This is a genomic window from Klebsiella sp. 141161 (genome assembly GCF_050600815.1).
Classification (GTDB): Bacteria; Pseudomonadota; Gammaproteobacteria; order Enterobacterales; family Enterobacteriaceae; genus Klebsiella; species Klebsiella aerogenes.
The window spans coordinates 68,486-89,794 of sequence record NZ_JAQIRN010000006.1; the positions used below are offsets into that span (position 1 = coordinate 68,486).

At 54.5% G+C, this 21,309-nt stretch carries 24 protein-coding genes and 3 tRNA genes; 12 read left to right on the forward strand and 15 right to left on the reverse strand.

What is annotated here, in order from left to right; genetic code table 11:
• Position 1: 1 nt before the first annotated feature.
• On the forward strand, positions 2 to 874 hold the full coding sequence (locus PGR79_RS16365; RefSeq protein WP_308958516.1) for a 2-dehydro-3-deoxygalactonokinase: 873 nt from the start codon (positions 2 to 4) through the stop codon (positions 872 to 874).
• Positions 861 to 1,460 (forward strand): 2-dehydro-3-deoxy-6-phosphogalactonate aldolase, encoded by a 600-nt coding sequence (locus tag PGR79_RS16370; protein WP_032713256.1) that lies wholly within the window; start codon positions 861 to 863, stop codon positions 1,458 to 1,460. The genes PGR79_RS16365 and PGR79_RS16370 overlap by 14 nt, the downstream gene beginning before the upstream one ends.
• Here PGR79_RS16370 and PGR79_RS16375 read toward each other — a convergent pair.
• On the reverse strand, positions 1,457 to 2,320 hold the full coding sequence (locus tag PGR79_RS16375; RefSeq protein ID WP_015368411.1) for a MurR/RpiR family transcriptional regulator: 864 nt from the start codon (positions 2,318 to 2,320) through the stop codon (positions 1,457 to 1,459). The two genes, PGR79_RS16370 and PGR79_RS16375, sit on opposite strands and share 4 nt — an antisense overlap.
• An 81-nt stretch (positions 2,321 to 2,401) precedes the next feature.
• Positions 2,402 to 2,935, reverse strand: coding sequence for a GNAT family N-acetyltransferase (locus tag PGR79_RS16380; RefSeq protein WP_113374543.1), 534 nt, complete (start codon positions 2,933 to 2,935; stop codon positions 2,402 to 2,404).
• 32 nt (positions 2,936 to 2,967) lie between these two features.
• On the opposite strand from PGR79_RS16380, the gene PGR79_RS16385 reads away from it, so the two are divergent.
• Complete coding sequence (locus tag PGR79_RS16385; RefSeq protein WP_430922063.1) at positions 2,968 to 3,783, forward strand: GNAT family N-acetyltransferase; 816 nt, start codon at positions 2,968 to 2,970, stop codon at positions 3,781 to 3,783.
• A 27-nt stretch (positions 3,784 to 3,810) separates the two neighbouring features.
• On the opposite strand, the gene opgB is transcribed toward PGR79_RS16385, so the two are convergent.
• The 6 genes from opgB to PGR79_RS16415 form a co-directional block, all read right to left on the reverse strand.
• Positions 3,811 to 6,102, reverse strand: a complete 2,292-nt coding sequence (gene opgB, locus PGR79_RS16390; RefSeq protein WP_430922065.1) for a phosphatidylglycerol--membrane-oligosaccharide glycerophosphotransferase — start codon at positions 6,100 to 6,102, stop codon at positions 3,811 to 3,813.
• Positions 6,103 to 6,358: 256 nt separating this feature from the next.
• Positions 6,359 to 6,850 carry a DUF2501 domain-containing protein gene (locus PGR79_RS16395; protein WP_015368407.1) on the reverse strand — a complete coding sequence of 164 codons (492 nt, stop codon included), beginning with the start codon at positions 6,848 to 6,850 and terminating at the stop codon, positions 6,359 to 6,361.
• A 65-nt stretch (positions 6,851 to 6,915) separates the two neighbouring features.
• Positions 6,916 to 7,653 carry a DNA replication protein DnaC gene (dnaC, locus tag PGR79_RS16400; RefSeq protein ID WP_026612409.1) on the reverse strand — a complete coding sequence of 246 codons (738 nt, stop codon included), beginning with the start codon at positions 7,651 to 7,653 and terminating at the stop codon, positions 6,916 to 6,918.
• 2 nt (positions 7,654 to 7,655) lie between these two features.
• A complete protein-coding gene (gene dnaT, locus PGR79_RS16405) occupies positions 7,656 to 8,195 on the reverse strand; it encodes a primosomal protein DnaT (RefSeq protein WP_087858226.1) in 540 nt (179 codons plus the stop codon).
• An 85-nt stretch (positions 8,196 to 8,280) separates the two neighbouring features.
• Complete coding sequence (locus tag PGR79_RS16410) at positions 8,281 to 8,754, reverse strand: threonine/serine exporter (protein ID WP_015704312.1); 474 nt, start codon at positions 8,752 to 8,754, stop codon at positions 8,281 to 8,283.
• Positions 8,745 to 9,521, reverse strand: coding sequence for a threonine/serine ThrE exporter family protein (locus PGR79_RS16415; protein ID WP_087858225.1), 777 nt, complete (start codon positions 9,519 to 9,521; stop codon positions 8,745 to 8,747). The genes PGR79_RS16410 and PGR79_RS16415 overlap by 10 nt, the downstream gene beginning before the upstream one ends.
• Before the next feature lie 270 nt (positions 9,522 to 9,791).
• Between PGR79_RS16415 and pobA the strand changes: the two genes are divergently transcribed.
• The 4 genes from pobA to bglJ all read left to right on the forward strand — a co-directional run bounded on the left by pobA (position 9,792) and on the right by bglJ (position 13,493).
• The gene (gene pobA, locus PGR79_RS16420; protein ID WP_113374546.1) at positions 9,792 to 10,976 is read left to right on the forward strand and encodes a 4-hydroxybenzoate 3-monooxygenase; all 1,185 of its coding nucleotides are present in this window, start codon (positions 9,792 to 9,794) and stop codon (positions 10,974 to 10,976) included.
• A gap of 24 nt (positions 10,977 to 11,000) precedes the next feature.
• Positions 11,001 to 11,870, forward strand: a complete 870-nt coding sequence (locus PGR79_RS16425; RefSeq protein WP_087858223.1) for a helix-turn-helix domain-containing protein — start codon at positions 11,001 to 11,003, stop codon at positions 11,868 to 11,870.
• Between the two features lie 259 nt (positions 11,871 to 12,129).
• Positions 12,130 to 12,852 (forward strand): helix-turn-helix transcriptional regulator, encoded by a 723-nt coding sequence (locus tag PGR79_RS16430; RefSeq protein WP_087858222.1) that lies wholly within the window; start codon positions 12,130 to 12,132, stop codon positions 12,850 to 12,852.
• Positions 12,813 to 13,493, forward strand: coding sequence for a DNA-binding transcriptional activator BglJ (gene bglJ, locus PGR79_RS16435; RefSeq protein ID WP_228306553.1), 681 nt, complete (start codon positions 12,813 to 12,815; stop codon positions 13,491 to 13,493). The genes PGR79_RS16430 and bglJ overlap by 40 nt, the downstream gene beginning before the upstream one ends.
• A gap of 8 nt (positions 13,494 to 13,501) precedes the next feature.
• On the opposite strand, the gene PGR79_RS16440 is transcribed toward bglJ, so the two are convergent.
• Positions 13,502 to 13,960 (reverse strand): YbaK/EbsC family protein, encoded by a 459-nt coding sequence (locus PGR79_RS16440; RefSeq protein ID WP_430922067.1) that lies wholly within the window; start codon positions 13,958 to 13,960, stop codon positions 13,502 to 13,504.
• Between the two features lie 336 nt (positions 13,961 to 14,296).
• Here PGR79_RS16440 and PGR79_RS16445 point away from each other — a divergent pair, with 336 nt between their 5' ends.
• The gene (locus PGR79_RS16445; protein ID WP_213317829.1) at positions 14,297 to 15,640 is read left to right on the forward strand and encodes a PTS sugar transporter subunit IIC; all 1,344 of its coding nucleotides are present in this window, start codon (positions 14,297 to 14,299) and stop codon (positions 15,638 to 15,640) included.
• 37 nt (positions 15,641 to 15,677) lie between these two features.
• On the opposite strand, the gene fhuF is transcribed toward PGR79_RS16445, so the two are convergent.
• Positions 15,678 to 16,466 carry a siderophore-iron reductase FhuF gene (gene fhuF, locus PGR79_RS16450; RefSeq protein ID WP_087858218.1) on the reverse strand — a complete coding sequence of 263 codons (789 nt, stop codon included), beginning with the start codon at positions 16,464 to 16,466 and terminating at the stop codon, positions 15,678 to 15,680.
• 112 nt (positions 16,467 to 16,578) lie between these two features.
• On the reverse strand, positions 16,579 to 17,625 hold the full coding sequence (locus PGR79_RS16455; protein ID WP_113374549.1) for a GGDEF domain-containing protein: 1,047 nt from the start codon (positions 17,623 to 17,625) through the stop codon (positions 16,579 to 16,581).
• 265 nt (positions 17,626 to 17,890) lie between these two features.
• Here PGR79_RS16455 and PGR79_RS16460 point away from each other — a divergent pair, with 265 nt between their 5' ends.
• Positions 17,891 to 18,130 carry a DUF1435 domain-containing protein gene (locus PGR79_RS16460; protein ID WP_123273287.1) on the forward strand — a complete coding sequence of 80 codons (240 nt, stop codon included), beginning with the start codon at positions 17,891 to 17,893 and terminating at the stop codon, positions 18,128 to 18,130.
• Positions 18,131 to 18,151: 21 nt separating this feature from the next.
• Here the strand turns inward: PGR79_RS16460 and PGR79_RS16465 are convergent.
• The 4 genes from PGR79_RS16465 to rsmC form a co-directional block, all read right to left on the reverse strand.
• Positions 18,152 to 18,238 (reverse strand) — tRNA-Leu (locus PGR79_RS16465).
• Between the two features lie 29 nt (positions 18,239 to 18,267).
• Positions 18,268 to 18,354, reverse strand: a tRNA-Leu gene (locus PGR79_RS16470).
• A 28-nt stretch (positions 18,355 to 18,382) separates the two neighbouring features.
• A tRNA-Leu gene (locus PGR79_RS16475) sits at positions 18,383 to 18,469 on the reverse strand.
• 171 nt (positions 18,470 to 18,640) lie between these two features.
• On the reverse strand, positions 18,641 to 19,669 hold the full coding sequence (gene rsmC / locus PGR79_RS16480) for a 16S rRNA (guanine(1207)-N(2))-methyltransferase RsmC (RefSeq protein WP_430922069.1): 1,029 nt from the start codon (positions 19,667 to 19,669) through the stop codon (positions 18,641 to 18,643).
• A gap of 102 nt (positions 19,670 to 19,771) precedes the next feature.
• Between rsmC and PGR79_RS16485 the strand changes: the two genes are divergently transcribed.
• Genes PGR79_RS16485 through yjjG form a run of 3 tightly spaced genes read left to right on the forward strand, consistent with a single transcriptional unit; the run spans position 19,772 to position 21,292 of the window.
• Positions 19,772 to 20,185, forward strand: a complete 414-nt coding sequence (locus PGR79_RS16485) for a DNA polymerase III subunit psi (RefSeq protein ID WP_430922071.1) — start codon at positions 19,772 to 19,774, stop codon at positions 20,183 to 20,185.
• Entirely contained in the window at positions 20,154 to 20,600 is a 447-nt protein-coding gene (rimI, locus tag PGR79_RS16490) for a ribosomal protein S18-alanine N-acetyltransferase (RefSeq protein WP_087858214.1), read from the forward strand. The genes PGR79_RS16485 and rimI overlap by 32 nt, the downstream gene beginning before the upstream one ends.
• Before the next feature lie 14 nt (positions 20,601 to 20,614).
• A complete protein-coding gene (gene yjjG, locus PGR79_RS16495) occupies positions 20,615 to 21,292 on the forward strand; it encodes a pyrimidine 5'-nucleotidase (protein WP_045395924.1) in 678 nt (225 codons plus the stop codon).
• Positions 21,293 to 21,309: the final 17 nt, after the last annotated feature.

The following is a 21,309-nucleotide window of genomic DNA, read 5'->3' on the forward strand; positions in this document are numbered from 1 at the left end:
CATGAACGAGTATATTGCCGTCGATTGGGGCTCTACGCAGCTGCGGGCATGGCGGATGCGTGATGGCGAATGCATCGACAAGCTGAAGCTGCCCTGCGGCATCACGCGCCTGAACGGGCAGCGCCCCGAAGCGGTATTTCAGCAGCAGTTGGCGCCGTGGCGCGGCGACCCCGCGCTGCCGGTGGTGATGGCGGGGATGATCGGCAGCGATGCCGGTTGGCAACCGGTGCCATATCTGGCCTGCCCGCTGGCGCTGGAGGCGCTCAACGGTCAGTTACATGAGGTGGCGGAAAACGTGTGGATCGTGCCGGGGCTGAAAGTGGCGCAGGCCGCAGATTACGATGTGATGCGCGGTGAAGAAACGCAGCTGCTGGGCGCCTGGCAACGGATGCCCGCGGAGTGTTACGTGATGCCCGGCACCCACTGTAAATGGGTGCAGGTGCAGAACGGCGTGGTGCGCCAGTTCGCCACGGCGATGACCGGCGAACTGCATCACCTGCTGCTTAATCATTCGCTGCTCGGCCAGCAACTGCCTGTACAACAACCTGATGACGCCGCTTTCGCTCTCGGTATGGAAAAAGGGCTAAATCAGCCGGCGTTGTTGTCCGGGCTTTTTAGCGCCCGTGCCGCGCGGGTGTTAGGGGCGCTGGCGGCGACTTCGGTGAGCGATTATCTCTCCGGGCTGTTGATTGGCACGGAGGTGGCGACCTTTAGCGAGCGCTATCGCGCCAGCCGCGTGGTGCTGGTTGGTGAGCACTCGCTTAGTGCCCGTTATCAGCAGGCGATGGCGGCGCGAGGGTTGACCGTTTCCTGTTGCTCCGGCGAGGCGGCGTTTCTTTCGGGTATAGCGAGGATGATTGATGGACAAGGTTAAACTGGTGGCGATTTTACGCGGTATTCAGCCCGGTGAAGCGGCGGAGCATATCGCCGCGCTTATCGATGCAGGTTTTCGCTATATTGAAATTCCGCTTAACTCGCCGGACTGGCAACAGAGTATTCCGGCGATGGTGCGCCAGTTTGGCGAACGGTCGGTGATTGGCGCGGGGACGGTGCTGAAGGTTGAGCAGGTTGATTTTCTGGCTGAAGCCGGGGCGAAGCTTATCGTGACGCCCAATACGGCCCCGGCGGTGATCCGCCGCGCGGTAGAAAAGGGGATGCTGGTGTGCGCCGGCTGTGCCACGGCCTCCGAGGCGTTTAGCGCGCTGGATGCCGGGGCGCAATGGCTGAAAATCTTTCCGTCATCGGCATTCGGCCCGGACTATATCCGCGCGCTGAAAGCGGTGTTGCCGCCGGAGGTGCCGGTGCTGGCGGTCGGCGGCGTGACGCCGGAAAACCTGCACAGCTGGCGTCAGGCGGGCTGCGCGGGGGCGGGGTTAGGCAGCGATCTCTACCGCGCCGGGCAGCCGTTGGCGCGTACCCGCCAGCAGGCGCAACGCTTTATCGCCGCCTGCGGCGATTAATCGCCGAGCGGCAGTCGGTCGACGCCGTCGCGGTGGTCGTCGAGCGCCAGCTTAATGCGGCGCAGGCGGTCTTTCGCCTGCGGTTTATTGGCCATCGCCAGTTCGGTGGCCAGCACATCTACCATCGCCAACATCGCATAGCGTGAAGCGCTGGGCTTGAAAATATAGTCGTTTTCGCTCACCAGCAGCGGTAGCACGATATCGGCCTGCGCCGCCAGTGGCGTTTCCGGCGGGGTAATGGCGACAATTTTCGCCCCATATTGCCGGGCGATGGCGGCGCTTTCAATCATCTCTTTGGTATAGCCGCCGAGCGACAGCACAATCACCACATCTTTCGCCGTCACCGCTGAACTCATCATGCGCACCAGCAGGCCGTCGCTCTGGCTGACTACCGGCAACCCGAGGCGGAACAGGCGATACTGGATCTCCTGCGCGCAGATGGTCGAACCGCCGCCCATACCCAGCGCAAGCACCTGACGGGCGTCGCTAATCCATTCCACCGCGCGTTTCAGCGCCGCAAGGTCCAGCGCCCGGCGGTTGGTTTCCAGCACGCTGATGATTGATTCATAAATTCCCTGTACGCCTTCCAGATCCGGTACGTCGAGAATAAAGCGCTGACCAATGGCCAGCGACTGGGCGAGCTTCATTTTCAGTTCGCGCACGTCTTTGCAGCCCAGCGCACGCGCAAAGCGCGTCACCGATGCCTGGCTGGTGTCGGTCAGGCGTGCCAGTTCGGCAATCGGCATTTCCGCCGCGGCGGCGACGTCGTCGAGAATAAACTGCGCAATGCGCTTTTCGGTCGCGGTCAGCGCCATAAAGCGGTCGGTGATGCAGGAGATGATATCGATCGAGTAGGCCATTCCGGGTATCAGGTTATGTATTAGGAATGGTACTTTGTACCATAGACCGGTGACAAAATCAGCGCGGCGCCTCTCGCGGCGTTAAAAATCAAGGCGCATCGCACAGCGGGTTTCCGCCGTCAGGCCATGCTCCGTTTCCAGCGCGCGTTTCGCCGCCAGCCCTTCGGGTAGGTGCAGTTCATTGAGGATGGTGAAGCCCAGCCGGGTATAAAAGGGCGCGTTCCACGGCACCTCGCGAAAGGTGGTGAGCGTCACCGCCGGGAAGCCGTCGCGGCGGGCGTTGTCGATAGTTTGGCTAAGCAGGACGCGGCCAATACCCTGGCCCTGCCACTGCTGGTGGACGGAGATTTCTACAATAAACAGGGCATCGTCCAGCGGCTCGCTCAGCAGGAAACCAACGGGCCTGTCGTCAGCAAGCGCCAGCAGGCTATGGCCGGTTTCCAGGTATTGCCGGTGCTGTTCAACGCTCATTACCGGGCTTTCCGCCAGCCAGGCGAAAGCGGGAATGCGCGCAAAGGATTGTGCCGCCGAACGCTCCAGCGCGGGCAGCAGCGGCAGATCGCCTTCTTCGGTCAGGCGAAAAGTGAAAGTGGGGTTTATAGTGTTAGTTTTCATCGCCTCAGCATAGCAGCCTCAGGGAGAAATGCATGGAGTTCACCGCCGTTCCTGCCGTCCAGTTTAGCGGCGCGCAGTTGACTACGATTTTGAATGACTGCTTTGCCGATTATTTGGTGCCGGTATCGATGTCGGTAGATCTGTTTGTACAGCGCTTTAGCGCCGAAGGGTTAAACCTGTTGCAGTCTAAGGTGTGGCTGGCAGGAGATGAACCGGCGGCTATCGGGCTCATCGCCCGCCGCGGGCGCGATGCGCGACTGGCGGCTTTTGCTATTCATCCCGGATTTCGCGGCAAAGGACGAGGGCGACAATTGATGACCTCGCTTATCGCCGATTTACGCGCTCAGGGCGTACAGCGAATGTGGCTGGAGGTGATCCGCGATAATCACCGGGCGGTGGCGCTGTATCAGTCATTGGGCTTTACCGTGCGTCACGGGCTGTGCGGCTATCTCAGCGCGGGGCAAGCGGAGCCGCGTGAGTCTCCCCTGGAGGATTACGATTTGCTGAGTCTGCTGCGTCATGCAAGCCTGGAGCAGGAAGGGCAACTGCCGTGGCTGCTGGATCCACTGACCTTTATTACCTTGCCATGTCGGGCGTTGACGCTGCAGCAGCAGGCCTTCGCCGTGCTGGCAACCACTGCCAGCAAGCCGCAGCTGCAGTTTTTATGGCTGACGCCGGCGGCGCGCGGACGCGGGCTGGGGCGGGAAATGCTGATCGCGCTGGCTCAACAGTTTCCGGGATTAAGCACTTCGGTGACCATCCCGGAAACCTTCACGCCGCTGTTTAAATCGGCGGGTTATGCGCCGCTGGCGCTGCAGCAGTACGAGATGTGCCTGCGCTTGAACTAGCCCGGCGCAGAAGCCGGGCCGTAGGTGTTAACCTTCGCGACCGACGATTTTAATATCCACCATGCCAATGCCCAACTGGCGCGGCGCGTGGCCGACAATATTGCCTTCGTTGGTGGACTGCGGCTCCGGCGGAGTGATAGTTAAGGTGTTGCTGCGTGCCGGGTTCTCGAAATGCAGCGTCGTCGTAGTCACTTCATTGGCTAAAGTAAGTACTTGCTCACTTTTCCCGACGCGCACCGGTATTGGCTGGTTGGCGTTCGGGCCGAAGGCCTTGGCGGTGATCACCAGATCGAATTTTTCCGGCAGCGGTTCTTTATATTCAATCTTCACTTCGTCACCGAGCTGGGCGTTGGACCAGCGTCCCCACAGCTCAGGCCGCGAGATGCCGCTGAACTGTTTGACCTCCTCCGGCGCGCCGGCGACATTAAACACAAAGCTATCGGCTTTATAGCGAATATCGTTATCGACAATTTTCAACGTATCGACGTTGCCTTTGTAGCGCTCCATATCGATAACGGTATCTTTGAAGACGGTTTTGCCCTGCCATTGCGGCTTGTCGACGTGCTGTACCTGCTGTTGGCCGCCCAGCTGACCTTGCGAGACGCACCAGTCGGTGGACAGCGCCAGTTCCGGCCGCCACAGTTGGCCCATCTTGTAGCAGCGGTCGACCCATACGAAATTGTCGCGTGGGGCGAAGTCCGCCAACTGGAAGCGCAGCGGCGCGGAATACTCGCTTTCCGGAATCGGCTCGACGCGCTGATCCGAGACCCGTAGCAGCAGCGGCAGACGGAAATGGCTACCGGAGAATGAGATCATGTTCTTCTGCGAGTCGATGCTGAAGCTCTTAATCTCCTTCGGGAAATTCCACAGACGAATGACGTCCGGTTTCCATGCCAGCACTTTCTCTTTCATGTTCATGAAGATAGTGGAGAGCGATTCTGCGGAAAGGCTGCTGCGGCCAAGGCCGATATAGTTATCGCCGCCGAGAATATCCAGCACCGTCGCGCCGTTATCCATGGTATTACGCTTCACGGCCAGCACATCCTGCTGAGGCTGGTCGCCGCGCAGGATAAAGAACAGATTACTGCGATCTTGTTTGTTCAGATAATCCCAGGCGCTGTTTTTCATCGCCAGATGATCGGACGAGACCACGATGACCGTATTTTTGAAGTACGGCGAGGCCTTAATCTTTTCAATTAGCGCGGCGATGTGCTCCTGGCTACAGGCCACGGCGCTGAAGGAGAGATTCTTTTTGCCATCCATGTCATAGCGTTTACGCTCGCAGGTGCGCGAAATAAAGCCGTCAGGATGGTGGGTATCGACGGTGAGGGCGAACAGCGAAAAGCGTTTGCCGGATTGGGAGAGCTCTTCGAACTTTTTCCACGTTTCGTCGAGCACGGTGTCGTCGTAGAAGCCCCAGTCGTTGCGGTAGGACGGGTCGGCCACCGTCGTTTTCAGCTCTTCCGCACCGTACAGGTGATCGAAACCGTGGGATTTGAGGAAAACGTCTTTACCGGCGAAGCGCAGGTTGGCGCCCTGTACAAAGTAGTTTTCGTAACCGGAATTTTTCAGGATATCGCCGAGACAGATATTTTGCGGGAAGAAGCTGGATACCGCCGCGGAAGCGTTGCCTTCGAACGGCGCGAACAGCGGAATACCACACTGGGAAGCGACCATACCGGCGATGGTGTAATCGGTGCCGGGAAGCTGCGCGGTATTGCTGAAATCCAGTCCTTCGCTTTTGATTTTACCCAGTTCCGGCGTGAGCTCCGGGAAAGCCTCGTTATTGAAATAGGTGCGCTCCAGGCTCTCGCCGTAGATATAGACCAGATTCAGCTGCGGATTGTTGATGCTTTTCGACGGCTCTTTGTAGTAAGCCGTGAAGTCCGGATCGCCGTCGCGGGACTGCGATTTCACGAGTTCGGTGATTTGGCGGAACGCCGGGCTGGCGTCGACGGAGGCCAGCGCCAGTACCAGCGCTATCAGGCTGTAGCCAAAGTGATGCGGATGGTGGCGGCGACGGCGTAATATCCAACCGAGGGCGCCAAACACGGCGACCAGCGCCAGCACCAGACCGATACCCGGCAGAATATATTTACTGACGCCCGCGCCGGTCAGGCTGTTGGTCAGGGTATAGAGTACCGCGTCGTTAATACCGTCGCCGGTGAAGTAGTCGCTGGCGTAGAGGGTGATATTGAGCACAACAAACAGCCCCAGCACCGCAAGAGTGGCAGAGAACCACCAGGTATTGCGACCGGCTTTCCAGGCATAGATCACCACCGAGGCGAGAAACAAGGCGATGGATAACAACTCTGACACAGCTAACCCTCATGTGCGCCAGCGGCGGGCTGGCCGGATAGATCGATTTTCACGCTACACTGTAATGGCAGCGTCTTTCTGCTGCAATTGTAGTGTCATGAAAGTGTGCTGTGATTCAGAATTGGTTTAGAAAGCGTCTTTTTTGTACGATGTCTCATCCTGTCGTCACGGGGAAAACAGGAGCAGAAAAGTAAAAATAGCGATTGCGGCCGCGCTGGCGACGCTAAAGCGCCAAACGCGGCATCGGCGGGGAAATTTAAGACAGGAAGTTAACGCCCTGTTTCAGTACCAGGTCACAGGCTTTGGTCTTCACTTTTTCAGCCAGCGGGCTGCTGCCCAGGGTGTTGAGATTCAACTGCTGGCCGTTATTACTGCTCAGCAATCCCTGTAGCCCTTCCAGATAACCGGTATCCTGTTTCTGTTTCTCCGGCGTGCTCAGGCCAAGCTTATCCAGTACCTGGTTTTTCACGTTGTCGGCGTTGGTGACCGAGGTCAGTTTTTTTTGCGCGCAATAAGAGAGAACGCCGGCGGCATTGTTCATGCTGCTGGAGGTGAGCGCCTGGTTGCCGCCGTTGAGCAGGCTGGTTAAGGACGACATCGACATACCGCCGCCGCTTTGCTGGGAACTGCTGCTGAGCTGGCTGGCGGCGCTATTGAGTGAGTCCTGCCAGGAGGCGGCGTAGGTGGGGGCCGCCATCAACGCGCCGGCTGCGATAGCGGCGCAAAAAGCTGTCTGCAAAGATTTCATAAACGTACTCTTCGTCGTTACTTAAGAATCTCTTCAGTATAACGCCGCTTGAGCTCGGAAATCTCTCAATACTCTTTACCGGTAACGCGATCGCGGTAGCTATCCCAGGTGAAGTTTACCCACAGGCTATTACCAAGGCGCATGCGATCCATGACGCGTTCGCCGAGCAGTTTGTTCATTTCATCCATGGTACTGTTGGTCAGCATGCCGGTCGGGCGTTTCGAGGAGGAGCGACGATCGACAATCTGGTTGATGATCACTTTCTCGTAGCGCGATTCGGTTTGCATACCGATTTCGTCGATAACCAGCAGATCGACCCGGCTCAGATCGCTTAGCAATTGCTCTTCGCTGGTTTCCCGATTACCAAAGGTATCTTTCATCGCCGACATAATATCGGCGACGGTGATGATTAATACCGATTTACCGCGCAGCAGCAGCTCGTTGCAGATAGCGGCGGCAAGATGATTTTTACCGGTGCCCGGCTTGCCGGAGAAGATAAAGCTCGCAATATTGCCGTCAAACTCTTCAACGTACTGGCGGGCGCGGGATAGGGCTATCATCTGCCCGTCGTTTTCGACCCGGTAATTATCAAATGAACAGTTCTGATGTAATGGACGGATCCCGGAGCGATTAAAGGTGCGCTGCATTTTCATCGCCCGATTTTCCCGCTCCAGCGCCTCTGAACGCAGCTTACCTTGCTCTTTTTGCCAGGCCAACAGCTCTTCGCCGGTTTTAAACGCCGGTTGCACGTGGGCTGGCATCATTTTTTGCAGGCGCTTCATGAGATCGCCAACGTTTTTCATGCTCATCCTCGGAAACCTCGCGGGATCTGGTTATCGGGTTCGCTAATGGTGTTCACATCGCGCTTCGGCTGCCCGCCGTTGCTGGCGCGGCCGATTTGCACGCTACGCGCCAGCTTTTGCTGCCACTGCACGTGGTGGAAAACTTTGCCTTCCGCCTGCCAGTAGGCGACAAAGGCAGCCAGTTCTTCAGGGGTGACCGGCTGCGTCAGGGCGATGCCCCACAGCGCCGCCAGACGCTGAAAATCGGTATCCGGCTGCCAGCCGGCATACATGGCGAATTTCCCCATCGGCACGGCGACGGGCGCGGCGCTCGGCTCGTCAAAGAACTGCGCATCCAGCGCGATATCGCTGGTGGGGCGCGCCAGTTTCGCTTCCAGTTCCAGCAACTGCGCCAGGCGCTCCGGCGTCAGCGCGTAAAACGCCGGGGCGTTATTGGCAAACACGGCGACGGCGCCGCTGGCTGATTTTTGCAGCCTGGCCGCGTGGTTCTCGACGAAATCGTCAAGACCGCAAAAGTCGGTGGTTAAAATTCGTGAAGACATAACGCTATCTCAACTCTGAACAGCAAAGAGTGGGGGAATTGCTGACATAGTAGCATAGTGCGAGGCCAGGAAGCAGCGCTGCCGGTTATACGCGCGGGCGTTTGCGATAGAGCCACAAACCGGGAATAGATAGCCCGATAGAGAGCGCCCCGACGATGGAGGAGGCTTTTAAAAAGTTGCTTAACAGCATAATCATCATCTCTTCGGAGTAACCAAAATGGCTGATTTTGACGGCCGAGATCATCGCCGTATAAGCCGAAATCCCAGGGAACATCGGGATCACTGCGGCGACGGTAAATATCTTCGGGTGCGCCAGATACCAGCGCGACCATTGAATGCCGATACTGCCGACCAGTAACGCGGCGAGAAAGGTGGCCCATTCTATATTGAAGCCTGCGCTCATCATTACCATCCGCGAGCCGTGGCCGATAGCCCCCAGTAATGCGCACCAGCGCAGCGCGCGCTGTGGAACGTTGAACACCATCGCAAAGCCGACGGCAGGGATGGCCGCCAGCGCCATATCCTGCGCCAGGTCGAAAAGGTAAGAGATTATGCCCATCCGCGTAGCCCCCACACGGTCATTGCCATCACCACCCCAATACAGGTCGCCAGCGTCAGCAGGCTGGCGATCGCCCAGCGGGCCAGCCCGGTATTAATATGGCCCTTGAACATATCGGCCACGGCGTTAATTAACGGAAAGCCGGGAACCAGCAACAGCACGCTGGCGGCCATGGCGATAGTCGGCGTGTCGCTAAAGGCCGGCAGACGCAGCATCAGCCCGGAAATCGTGGTAGCGACGAAGGCGGTAATGCAGAAATTAATCTGCGGATGCATGGAACGATGGGTCAGCAGCTGGCGAATATACATGGCGACGGTGCTGGCAAAGAAGGTCACCACCGCGCCATCCCAGCCGCCGTTGTTCAATTTACAAAAGCAGGCGCAGGAGAGGCCCACCATCAATACCAGCAGCCAACGCGGGTAGCGCAAGGGTTTGATCTGCGAAAAGCGCTTCTCGACATCTTTGTAATCCAACAGCTTATGTTCGGCCATGATCACGATATGCTGTACCTCCGTCACCACGTGCATGTTAATTCCGCGATCGCTGTTTTTGCGGGTGGAAGTCAGGCATTCACCATTTTTAATCGTGGTGAGCACAATCGCGTTAGAGGAGATGGCGCTCTCAACGCTATCCATACCTAACGCTCGCCCGAGGCGGGTAGAAAGCTCCTCAACCAGCGCGCTTTCCGCACCGTGCTGGAGTAAGTAAAGGGCACACTGGATGCACAACCGGGTGACGGCGCGCTGCTCTGATTTATCTGCCTGCATAAGTACCTGCTGTCCGCGTCTCTATTAATACTTGTACCTGAACTCCACCCCGTTGTGCGGCGTGCCGGATCAAACAATGTGCAAAAATTGCTCCATCAATGGCGTTGGCTGAAATTTGAACCGCGCCACACTTTCACCACTTCGTTGGAAAGTGCAATTTTTACCGCCATTCATCCCTTCTTTTTCCCGTTTGAGTTATCAAAAATGCATCTGTGAACTTTTAATAAACAAAAAATAAACAAACAATTAACTTTCGAGAGCGAGTACCCTATGAGAACACAGGTTGCCATTATTGGCGCGGGCCCTTCGGGGCTGCTGTTAGGCCAACTGCTGCATAACGCTGGTATTCATACCGTCATCCTTGAACGTCAGAGTGCGGAATATGTGCTGGGGCGCATCCGCGCGGGGATACTTGAAAACGGTACCGTCGAACTACTGCGTGAAGCGGGAGTGGCGAAGCGCATGGACGCGGAAGGGCTGGTTCATCATGGCGTGGAGTTTTTATTTGAAGGCCAGCGGGTACCGGTACCGCTTAGCGAGTTGACCGGCGGTAAAAGCGTGATGGTTTACGGTCAGACTGAAGTCACCCGTGACCTGATGGCGGCAAGACGCGACAGCGGCGCGGCGATTATCTATGGCGTTAGCGAGGTGGCAATCGAGGATGTTAAGAGCGACCGGCCGGTGGTCTCCTACGTGAGCGGCGGCGAAAAGTGTCGACTGGAGTGTGACTTTATTGCCGGTTGCGATGGTTTCCACGGCGTTTCGCGGCAAAGTATTCCACGTGACATTCTCAAAGAGTATGAAAGCGTGTGGCCGTTTGGTTGGTTAGGTTTGCTGGCGGATACGCCGCCGGTGAATCCGGAGCTGATTTACGCTCATCACGAACGCGGATTTGTATTGTGTAGTCAGCGCTCACTCACCCGCAGCCGCTATTACCTGCAGGTGCCGCTAAGCGATAGCGTCTCGGCGTGGTCTGATGAACGCTTCTGGGATGAGCTAAAACGCCGCCTGCCGGAGGATCTGGCAAATAAGTTAGTAACTGGTCACTCACTTGAGAAGAGCATTGCGCCGCTGCGCAGTTATGTCGTTGAGCCGATGCAGTACGGCAGACTGTTTCTGGTCGGCGACGCCGCGCATATCGTGCCGCCAACCGGCGCAAAGGGGCTGAATCTGGCGGCGTCGGATGTCAATTATTTATGGCGGATCCTGCGCGAATATTATCACCATGGCCGGGTGGATCTTATTGCCAGCTATTCGCGCTTTGCTCTCGACCGCGTGTGGAAAGGAGAAAGATTCAGCTGGTTTATGACTCGCCTGTTGCACGACTTTCCTGAACAGAATGAATTCGATAAAAAAATGCAGGCCGCCGACCGCCGCTACTATCTGGGTTCTCGAGCCGGGCTAACGACCATTGCCGAAAATTATGTGGGGCTGCCGATGGAGCGCGTCACGTAACGACAAACGAAAACTGGAGAGACCATGTTAACCGCGAACACGATTCCCGTTTTTACCCTGTATGGCGAAGAGCGCGGTTGGCCGACGCCGGATCTGCTGCATTGCGAATCCATTTTGCAGCGCAGCAGCCTTTATGAGTGGCATATCCGCGTACATCAACATGCCGAAATGGTGCAGCTTTTATATCTGCATAAGGGGCGCGCTGAAATTGAAATCGAAGGCGTCACCAGGGTGATGACCGAAGCCTGTATACAGGTCGTGCCGGCATTATGCATCCATGGCTTTCGTTTCTCGCCCGGCACGCAAGGGTTTGTCCTGTCGCTGTCGCAGCCGTTGCTGAGCCGCTTTGAAAGCCAGTTTGGGCGCACGCTTGATGTGCTATCGCAGCCGCAGTGCGTGGCGGTGAAACGCTCCCGCGGCCATATTCGTTCGTTGTTTACCGCCTTACGTGAAGAATATTGCGAAGAGCATGATGCGCGCGAAATGATGCTCCATTCGCTGCTGGGAGCGCTATTAGTATGGTTAAACCGCCAGTGCCGGCCGACACCCGTGACAGAAGACAAAGCCGAACGTAAGCGCAGCGTCATGCGCCATTTTTCCCGTCTGATTGAAAGCCACTACCGGGAACATCTGCCGCTGGCTGAATATGCAAAGCTAGTGGGGCTTTCCGCAACGCATTTAAATTATTTGTGTCGTGAATTTCATGGCTGCAGCGCATTAGGCGTATTACATCAACGTTTAATGTTGGAAGCGCGGCGTAACCTGCAATATACCAGCATGACTATCACCCAACTTTCTGATTATTTGGGGTTTACTGATGCTGCTTATTTTTCGAGATTCTTTCGACGATATAGTGGGGTCTCACCGAAAGCATTTAGGAAAGAAATTAAATAAATTATTTATTTAATTCTTAAGGTAATTTTTCTAATGAGGCTTTTAATTTTTTCTAATTTATTGATGGCATCATTTTGTGTTAGGGTAAATCGTTGGTGAGAGTAATGCAAAAATATCCCTCACGGTTATGGAATTAACTTCAGGGCATACGTCATGCCCACCAGGGACGATAAAGATTCAATTGGCGAAATAATATTATAGTAGCCATTCATCCGTTATTTATTTCGGGTGTGAATCTTTGACAGGAGGTGGAGGTTTTATGTTGCCAGGACAAGGTAAATTTGGCGTCATCATTAGTAGAATACCGGTTATGCAATCGGGTTTGAAGGCTATTTTAAGGGAGCATCTCCCTGATTACGATCTGAGTTTCTGTGGTTCACAGGATGAACTCACGCTGCTTCAGCTTCGCCGCGCCGTGCTGGTTCTCGTCGACCTCTCCGGTCACATTGAACGCCCGCGAGATATTTGTGAGCATTATTATTCGTTAATGAATCAATACCGGGATATTCACTGGATCTTTATGGTTGGTCACTCCTGCTTCCCACTGGCAGTTGAGTTTCTGATGCGGCCGGAAAGTTCTCTGATTTCTGATAGCGAGCCGGTCAAACGTTTCATTGAGGTTATCCGAGCTGGTAAAGCTTCTGCCGAAAGAATTAGCCAGACACTCTTTTCACCCGAGATGGACAACTTAGGTGATGATGCTAGCGATACGGTCATCTTAACCTTTTCAGAACGCAAAGTGTTGCGGCTACTGGCAAAAGGGTGGGGAATTAACCAGATTGCTGCCTTGTTGAAAAAAAGCAATAAAACGATAAGCGCGCAGAAAAATAGCGCCATGCGCCGACTTTCGTTACGCAGTAATGCAGAAATGTATGCCTGGATCAATAGCGCTCAGGGAATGAAGGAACTGAATCTGTATTCAGCCTATGGAGATAACACGGAATGGAAAAAAATCTCACAACACGATGTGTCGCTATCGTAGAAAAATGCGCAATGACTGAGATGGCGCTTCGTTATATTTTAGATAATGAAGCAGGTAAAAAATATAGCATTCATTTTTATAAAGATACTCAGGCCTTAAAGCGTGAATTCGCTTCCAAAAACTTTATCGCCGTTATTTTTTCTCTTTCCGGTAGCCGACGTATTCGTCTGGAAAGCCTGCTTTTTTTACATGAAATAGCGCAAACGCGACCCGAAATACAGCGAATTGTACTGGCGGATAATACGGCGGAAATGCGTCTGATCAGTCATCTGACACCTTCAAGCCCGCAAACTATTCTGAATAAATCATCTTGCCTTACTCGTCTGCAGGAACGTTTACTGCAGCTGATCGAGCAGGCGCCATTGGATAAAGAAAGCATTCTGGAGCGCAGCTACAGCTCCTGTGGGCAAATTCTTAGCCCGACGGAGCATACGATACTGCGTTATATGACCTATGGCTATTCATTGCCCGAAATTGCCACCCAGCTTGATAGAAATATCAAAACCATTCGCGCACATAAATTTAACGCGATGACCAAACTGGGCGTTAACTCTGATATTGGCCTGCTTAGCGCGGCGGACATTCTGCTGTGTCTGCCGGCGAATAACGACGATGGGCCAGGAATGTGCCTGGCGCAATAACCGGCAAGTTACAGGCAGACGTCCACCCAATCGGCTTCTGTCAGTTGTGCCATGCGCTCAGGCGAAATTCGTACCGCACTATGAATTGCCCCTGCTGCCGGTAGAACTTCGGCGTACTGCTTGAGTGAAACATCGCAATAGACCGGCAGAGGGTTTTCCAGGCCAAACGGACAGACGCCGCCAACGGGGTGGCCGGTTAGCGTAACGACTTCATCACTGCTGAGCATCCGCGCTTTTGCCCCGAAGGCGTCTTTCAGCTTCTTATTATCAAGGCGAGCATCGCCTTTAGCGACGATCAATATAACCCGTTCTTTTACCTTTAAGGATAAAGTCTTAGCGATTTGCCCCGGCTCGACATGATGCGCGGCGGCGGCAAGCGCAACGGTCGCCGTACTTTGATTCAACTCGATGATTTCAATATCGGGGGCATGCTCAGCAAAAAACTGCCTCACGGACTGCAGACTCATGGGGTTCTCCTGGTAGTTATCCGCTTAAATCTGTCACAAGGCCGGAAATCTGTAAATATTGTCGATGGATAATCAGGAATTATTCTGATTTCTGGATCTTCTTCACAATCGCCGCAACCGGTTACTGTAACCGGTTGCAGGATCGCGCTCGTCGATGAATACTGACATGGTAACTCCCTGTACCAAAGATAACTAACAGCCGCGCATGAGATGCTCCTGCTGGCATTATGGCAACCGTCAGTCCCGGTCAGCCACAATCCGTCTGCAGTTAATTTCAGCATAGCGGCAAGATTACCGTTGTTGGTCCTGTTTCGATAGCCTGTCAGGAGGGCTGCTATGTCTGCAAACCATGCTGCGTTTAATCTGATATTTCGCTTTGTAGAGAACTATATAAGTCCCGTTGCCGGGCGCATTTCATCGCAGCGCCACGTCATGGCTATTCGTGACGGATTTATCTCGGCCATGCCGTTTATGATTGTAGGCTCCTTTCTCTTGGTCTTCGCCTATCCGCCGTTTTCACCGGATACCACCTGGGGCTTCGCCCGCGCCTGGCTGGATTTGGCCAAAGAGTTCGAAGGACGCATTCTGACGCCTTTTGATATGACCATGGGCATCATGTCTATTTATATCTGCGCGGCGATTTCCTACAACCTGGGCAAACATTATGAAAAGGCGTACCAGCTCGATCCTTTCATGTGCGCCATGCTGTCGATCATGGCCTTTCTACTGATCGCTGCGCCAAAAACCAACGGCACTCTGCCGGTTGATAGCCTGGGAGGTACCGGGATCTTTACCGCGATCCTGGTGGCGATTTACTGTGTGGAGATGATGCGTTTCTTAAGGGCGCACAACATCGGGATCCGCCTACCGGATCAAGTGCCGCCGATGATCAAAAACTCTTTCGATCTGTTGATCCCGGTTCTGGTGGTGGTACTGACGCTCTATCCTCTGAGCTTGTTTATCCAGCATCATTTCGACCTGCTGATCCCGCAGGCCATTATGGCTATCTTTAAGCCGCTGGTATCCGCCGCGGATTCATTACCGGCTATTCTGCTGGCAGTGTTGATTGGCCACCTGCTGTGGTTCGCAGGGATTCACGGGGCGGCGATTGTTTCCGGTATGCTGCAGATGTTCTGGCTCACTAATCTGGGGATGAACCAGCAGGCTCTGGCGCAGGGCGCGCCGCTACCGCATATTTTCATGGAAGCGTTCTGGACGTTCTTTATTGTCGTAGGCGGTTCTGGCGCCACGATGGGCTTGGTGTTCTGTTATCTACGCAGTCGCTCTGCGCATTTGCGCTCTATTGGTCGTTTAAGCGTGGTGCCAAGCCTGTTTAACATTAACGAGCCGGTTATCTTCGGTACGCCTATCGTCATGAACCCGGTATTCTTTATTCCGTTCCTGCTGGCGCCGATGGTTAACGCGGTGATTGCCTGGGCGGCCATGAAGTTGGATCTGATAGGCCGAGTTATCTCTGTCGTACCGTGGACGGCGCCGGCGCCGATTGGCGGCGCATGGGCTCTGGGATGGGATTTCCGCGCGGCGATCCTGGTCGTTATTCTTGCCTGCGTATCGGCAATCATCTACTTCCCGTTCTTTAAGGTGTACGAAAAGCAACTGCTGGCGCAGGAAGCTGAAGAGGCGCAGCGCGCCGAGCAGGAGAACGAGCAGACCGCATAAAATAACAACGGGCGGCATATTGCCGCCCGTCAGATGATTACTTTAACGTGCAGTCGCCGCATTGCTGAACGTCCGGCAGGCGATAACGTTGACAGCAAGTTCGGCGTACCAGTAGCCCTTCGCGCACGACTACCGTCCGCCACAGCGGATTATCCTCGCCACTGGCCTGCTGTTTTGCAAAAAAGCAGTGTTGACGTAGCGCGTTAACCTGCTCGTCGCCAAGCAGATTTTTCATTTCACCGAGATACCAGTTAATCAAATAGCCGGTATTGCTCCAGATAAGCTTACCGTTAATGTCGCCGGTAGCTTCCAGCGCTTCCACCACCGGCTTCAGGGCTTTATTGACCAACATATCCATACGCGCTTGCGCGGAAAGCATTAGCGCATCATGGTCGGCATGCACGTCAATCCAGAAGCAAGCCGCGCGCCCGCTTTCATGGAACTCAACGCGAAAATGCTCCGGTTCAAGGCTAATAGCTTGTTCTTCTGTTAGTAACGCCAGCATCAGCGGCGGTACCAGCAGGCCGATATACCACTGCGCCCAGAGTGACAGCAGGGGTTTTTGTTCACGCGGCTGGCCGGGCTGATGGCGATAAATATGATCGGAATAGGTGGCCAACAACGAAATGAGGGTGGTGGGTTGCGACCATTCCGCGAGGGTCAGGGTAAGCGGCGGCGCTTCTTCATCCAGACGCAGGAAATCCAGCAGATGCGGGCGTACCGCCGCGATCTTTTCCCGTATCGCATTCGCCAAAGCGTGCTCGACGGGCGCAAGCGGCGCACGCCAAATAATATCATCGCTGAAGGAGAAGGTACGGTAAGCCATCAGATTTCCAGATACAAATCTAAATGATAATGATTGCTGATACTAGTTGTTCACCGCAGGGAGCGCAAGCGATTTGTCAGCGCCGCGTATCCCTTGCGGCGGGCTGGAAGCGTTAGTTGACGAGAATGATATTACGCCCCTGATTTTTGGCTTCATATAGCGCGCTATCGGCGCGTTTTATCGCACTGTCGATATCGCCATCCACCAGCGGGGTCATACCGATACTGATGGTGACATTGGTAGCGACGCTCTCGTTAAAACGATGCGCGATTTTTAAATCGTAAACCCGCTGGCGAATGCGTTCTGCCGTCTGGAAGGCGGTTTCCGCCGTGCTACTGGTCAGCACGACCATGAACTCTTCACCGCCAAAGCGAGCGACGATATCGCGTGAGCGCACGGAATTACGAATCGCCGCCGATACCTGGATTAACGCCTGGTCGCCCATCATATGGCCATAGTTATCGTTGTAGGCTTTGAAATGGTCAATATCCAACAGCAGGATGAAATGTTCGCGCGAATCCACTGCCAGGATGTTATCCATGCGGTTTTGCAAGCCGCGACGGTTATAAAGGCCGGTCAAAGGATCAAGCATACTGAGATCGTTCAGGGTGTTACGCTCTTGCAGCAATTTATCCATTAGCCCTTGGGTAAAATTATCGCTGCGCTTTTGCATAATGTTTTGCAACGTAATCCCGGCAACAGGCAGGACAAAGCAGTAAAACATCCGCAGCCATTGTTCACCGCCAGCCAGCGCCAGACACACCATAAAAGTCGGTAGAGAATGTAGAGTAAAGGCGATGATATTGTTAGAAAAAGCGATAGTTCCAATAAACAGGATGCTTAATAAGGCAATAACCAGAAAGTTAAAATGCGGAGGGGGTAACAATGAGGATTTTATTACGATGTGCCAGGCCCATAGCACGCCAAATAACAGAGAAATAACAGGAATATTTATTTTCTGTTTTGGGAATTTCCAATTCCATAACAATAAGCCCAGGCTGGCCGCACAGATCAGCGCACTCGGCAATGTGACGGTGACAATGGTAAACAGCGGGCTGAACAGCGCCAGAGCAGCAGAAACACAATTAAGTAATAAAAAAAGTCGTAAGGAATACTGATATTTTTGCTCATAATGAGCCCGCCAGGTTTGTGCAGTCATATAGGTACTATCATTATTAGTAGTTAAGTTTCAAGATGATGGCTGCCAAAGGGGGAAAATATAAAACAATGCATAATATAAGGATATCTGCGCAAATGATCAGACAATTTAATATATAGATTTAATTTGCTTAATTTATCATCCCAATGAATGTATGTCATTACCCCTGAGTGCAAGAGTAATAAAAGTTGAACGCCCTGAGATGACAAATGATAAAAATTATCATATGATATTGGTTATCATTATCGTTGTAAGAGGCAAAACCATGTTGCAGCGAGCTTTAGGGAGTGGTTGGGGAATTCTGCTGCCGGGCGTTCTGGTGATGGTGTTAGGCATGATTGGTCTGCCGGTGGAAGCCTGGCGCGTGATGATTGCTTTGGGGTTATTACTATCGGCGGCTATGATCTGGCACCGTCAGTTGCGTCATTTCGTACTGTTGCCGTCAAGCGTAGCGTTGGTTAGTGGAATAATGCTGATAATGTTGAATTTGAAGCTGATGGGATAAAACAGAGAAGGGTAAGAATATTGGTGCGAGGGGGGGGACTTGAACCCCCACGTCCGTAAGGACACTAACACCTGAAGCTAGCGCGTCTACCAATTCCGCCACCTTCGCACAGTATTCTTAATCTGATATCGCCTCGTTGGTGCGAGGGGGGGGACTTGAACCCCCACGTCCGTAAGGACACTAACACCTGAAGCTAGCGCGTCTACCAATTCCGCCACCTTCGCCCAGTGCGAGCAATATCAACGTGGATTATGGTGCGAGGGGGGGGACTTGAACCCCCACGTCCGTAAGGACACTAACACCTGAAGCTAGCGCGTCTACCAATTCCGCCACCTTCGCATACCATCGACACTAAAAAGTATCGTTACCACGGAGGCGCATTCTAGTGGTTTTCGGCGACACGTCAATAGTTAATTATGCAGGTTTTCTCGATTGCTGCAAAAATGGGCTATTCAGAGCGAAGGGAAGGCCTGGCGGCACGTCGAGCATGCCGCCGATGGGAAAAGAAAATTATTTCCTGGCCTGGCGAGTCATCACCGTGCGGTAAACTTTGAAACGGCCGGTTTGGGCGATCACTTCGTGGAAGCCAAACGTCTCATCCAGCACCTGCGGATACGGCAGGAAGGCGTTAGCAACGATACGCAGTTCGCCGCCGCTGTTCAGATGGCGGACCGCGCCGCGGATCAGCGCCTGCGCCGCTTCAAGACTGGTCTGCAGGCCGTCGTGGAATGGCGGATTTGAGATGATCATGTCAAAACGGCCGTTGACTTCAGAGAAGACGTTACTGGCAAAGACCTCGCCTTCAAAACCATTCGCGGCAAGCGTCGCGCGGCTGGCTTCGACCGCCGGAGCGCTGACGTCGCATAGCGTCAGGCGTACCTTCGGTGAATGGCTGGCCAGTACCGTGGCAAGCACCCCGGCGCCGCAGCCGACATCGAGCACTTTACCTTTGGTGTGCGGTTGCAGGGTCGACAGCAGCAGCTGGCTGCCGACATCGAGGCCGTCGCGGCTGAACACGCCCGGCAGCGTTTTAATGGTCAGATTATCGAGCGTGTACTCGTTCCAGTACTGTTCGGCGTTGAAGGAGGGCTGTTTTTCCAGACGGCCGTGGTAGAGACCGCAGCGGCGGGCGCTATCCACTTTATTTAGCGGCGCGTATTCGGCGAGCATTTGCTCGGCGCTACGTACGCCGCTGCGGTTTTCGCCGATCACAAAAATATCGATCCCCACCGGCAGCAGAGAGAGCAGGTTCATCAGTTGGAACTGCGCTTCTGGCTTGTTCTTCGGCCAGTAGTAGATCAGGGTATCGCAATCGGCGACGTCGGCGGCCTCGGCCACTAAGCTAAAGCGAACGTTGTCGCCCATCTGGCGATTCAGGACCTGCCAGTGGTGGAATTGTTGGGTGTGAGCGCGGCTGGCCGCGATATCCAGACGTGCAGGCAGGTCATCCTGCAGGTCACCGGCAAACAGAACGCGGGCGGACTCGAAATCATCACTGTGGCGCAGCAAGACTTCACTTGCCGGGGTAAAAGCTGACATGAAACACTCCTTCAATAAGACTGGCGCCGATTATAGTAGTTTGTTGGCGCAGATACGACGGATTTGCTATATTGCGCGCTTGTTTAACAGGAGTGTTTCGCTATGACTTCCCGACGAGACTGGCAATTACAGCAACTGGGAATTACCCAGTGGTCGCTGCGTCGCCCGGGGGCGTTGCAGGGCGAAATCGCTATCTCGCTTCCTGAACATATTCGTCTGGTGATGGTGGCGGAAACCCCGCCGTCGCTGACTGAACCGCTCATTAGCGATATTCTGCTCGCGCTCTCGATTCGCGCCGATCAGGTACTGCAGCTTACGCCGGACCGGGTAGCGATGCTGCCGCAAAATAGCCGCTGCAACAGCTGGCGACTGGGCTGCGAGACGCCGCTGTCGCTGGCGGGCGCCCAGGTCTCGACGCCCGTTTTTGATGAACTTCAGAGCAGCGCGCCGGCTCGCATCGCGCTCTGGCAACAAATCTGCGCACATGAACACGATTTCTACCCTCAGCACGGCTGATTTATCCAAAGCCTGGCAAATCGAAAAACGCGCCCACGCTTTTCCGTGGAGCGAACAAACCTTTGCCAGCAATCAGGGTGAACGTTATCTGAATTACCAACTAGCAGTCGATGGGGAAATGGCGGCATTTGCCATTACTCAGATTGTTCTTGATGAAGCGACGCTTTTTAACATCGCCGTCGACCCCGCATACCAGCGCCGCGGCCTGGGACGGGAACTGCTGGAACATGTTATTGATGAAGTTGAAAAACTCGGCGTCGCCACGCTGTGGCTGGAGGTGCGGGCATCGAATGTCGCCGCCATCGCGCTCTACGAAAGCTTAGGCTTTAACGAGGCGACTATCCGCCGCAATTACTACCCTACGGCCGACGGGCGTGAAGACGCAATTATCATGGCTCTGCCAATCAGTATGTAAGACAAGGTGAAACGATGAAATGGGACTGGATTTTCTTTGATGCCGATGAAACGTTGTTTACGTTTGATTCTTTCAGCGGCTTACAGCGGATGTTTCTCGACTATAGCGTGACATTTACCGCCGAAGATTTTCAGGACTATCAGGCCGTTAATAAGCCGCTGTGGGTGGATTATCAAAACGGCGCCATCACCTCGCTACAATTACAGCATCAGCGTTTTGATAGCTGGGCGGAACGGTTGAACGTCCCCCCGGGCGAACTGAACGACGCTTTCATGAATGCGATGGCAGAAATCTGCGCGCCGCTGCCGGGCGCCGTATCGTTGCTGGATGCGCTGCAGGGCAAGGTAAAAATGGGCATCATCACCAACGGTTTTACCTCGTTGCAGCAGACTCGTCTGGAGCGTACCGGCCTGCGCGATCATTTTGATTTGCTGATTATTTCTGAGGAAGTCGGCGTCGCGAAGCCGGATGCGCGTATCTTCGACTATGCGCTGGCGCAGGCGGGTAATCCGTCGCGCGACAGGGTATTGATGGTCGGCGATACCGCCGAGTCGGATATCCGCGGCGGCGTCAATGCCGGGCTTGCCACCTGTTGGCTGAATGCGCACCAGCAAACGCTGCCGGCAGACCTGCAGCCCGACTGGACGGTGACCTCTTTAAGCGAACTGGAGCAACTCCTGTGTAAACACTAATTGCCTCCCCCCCATTG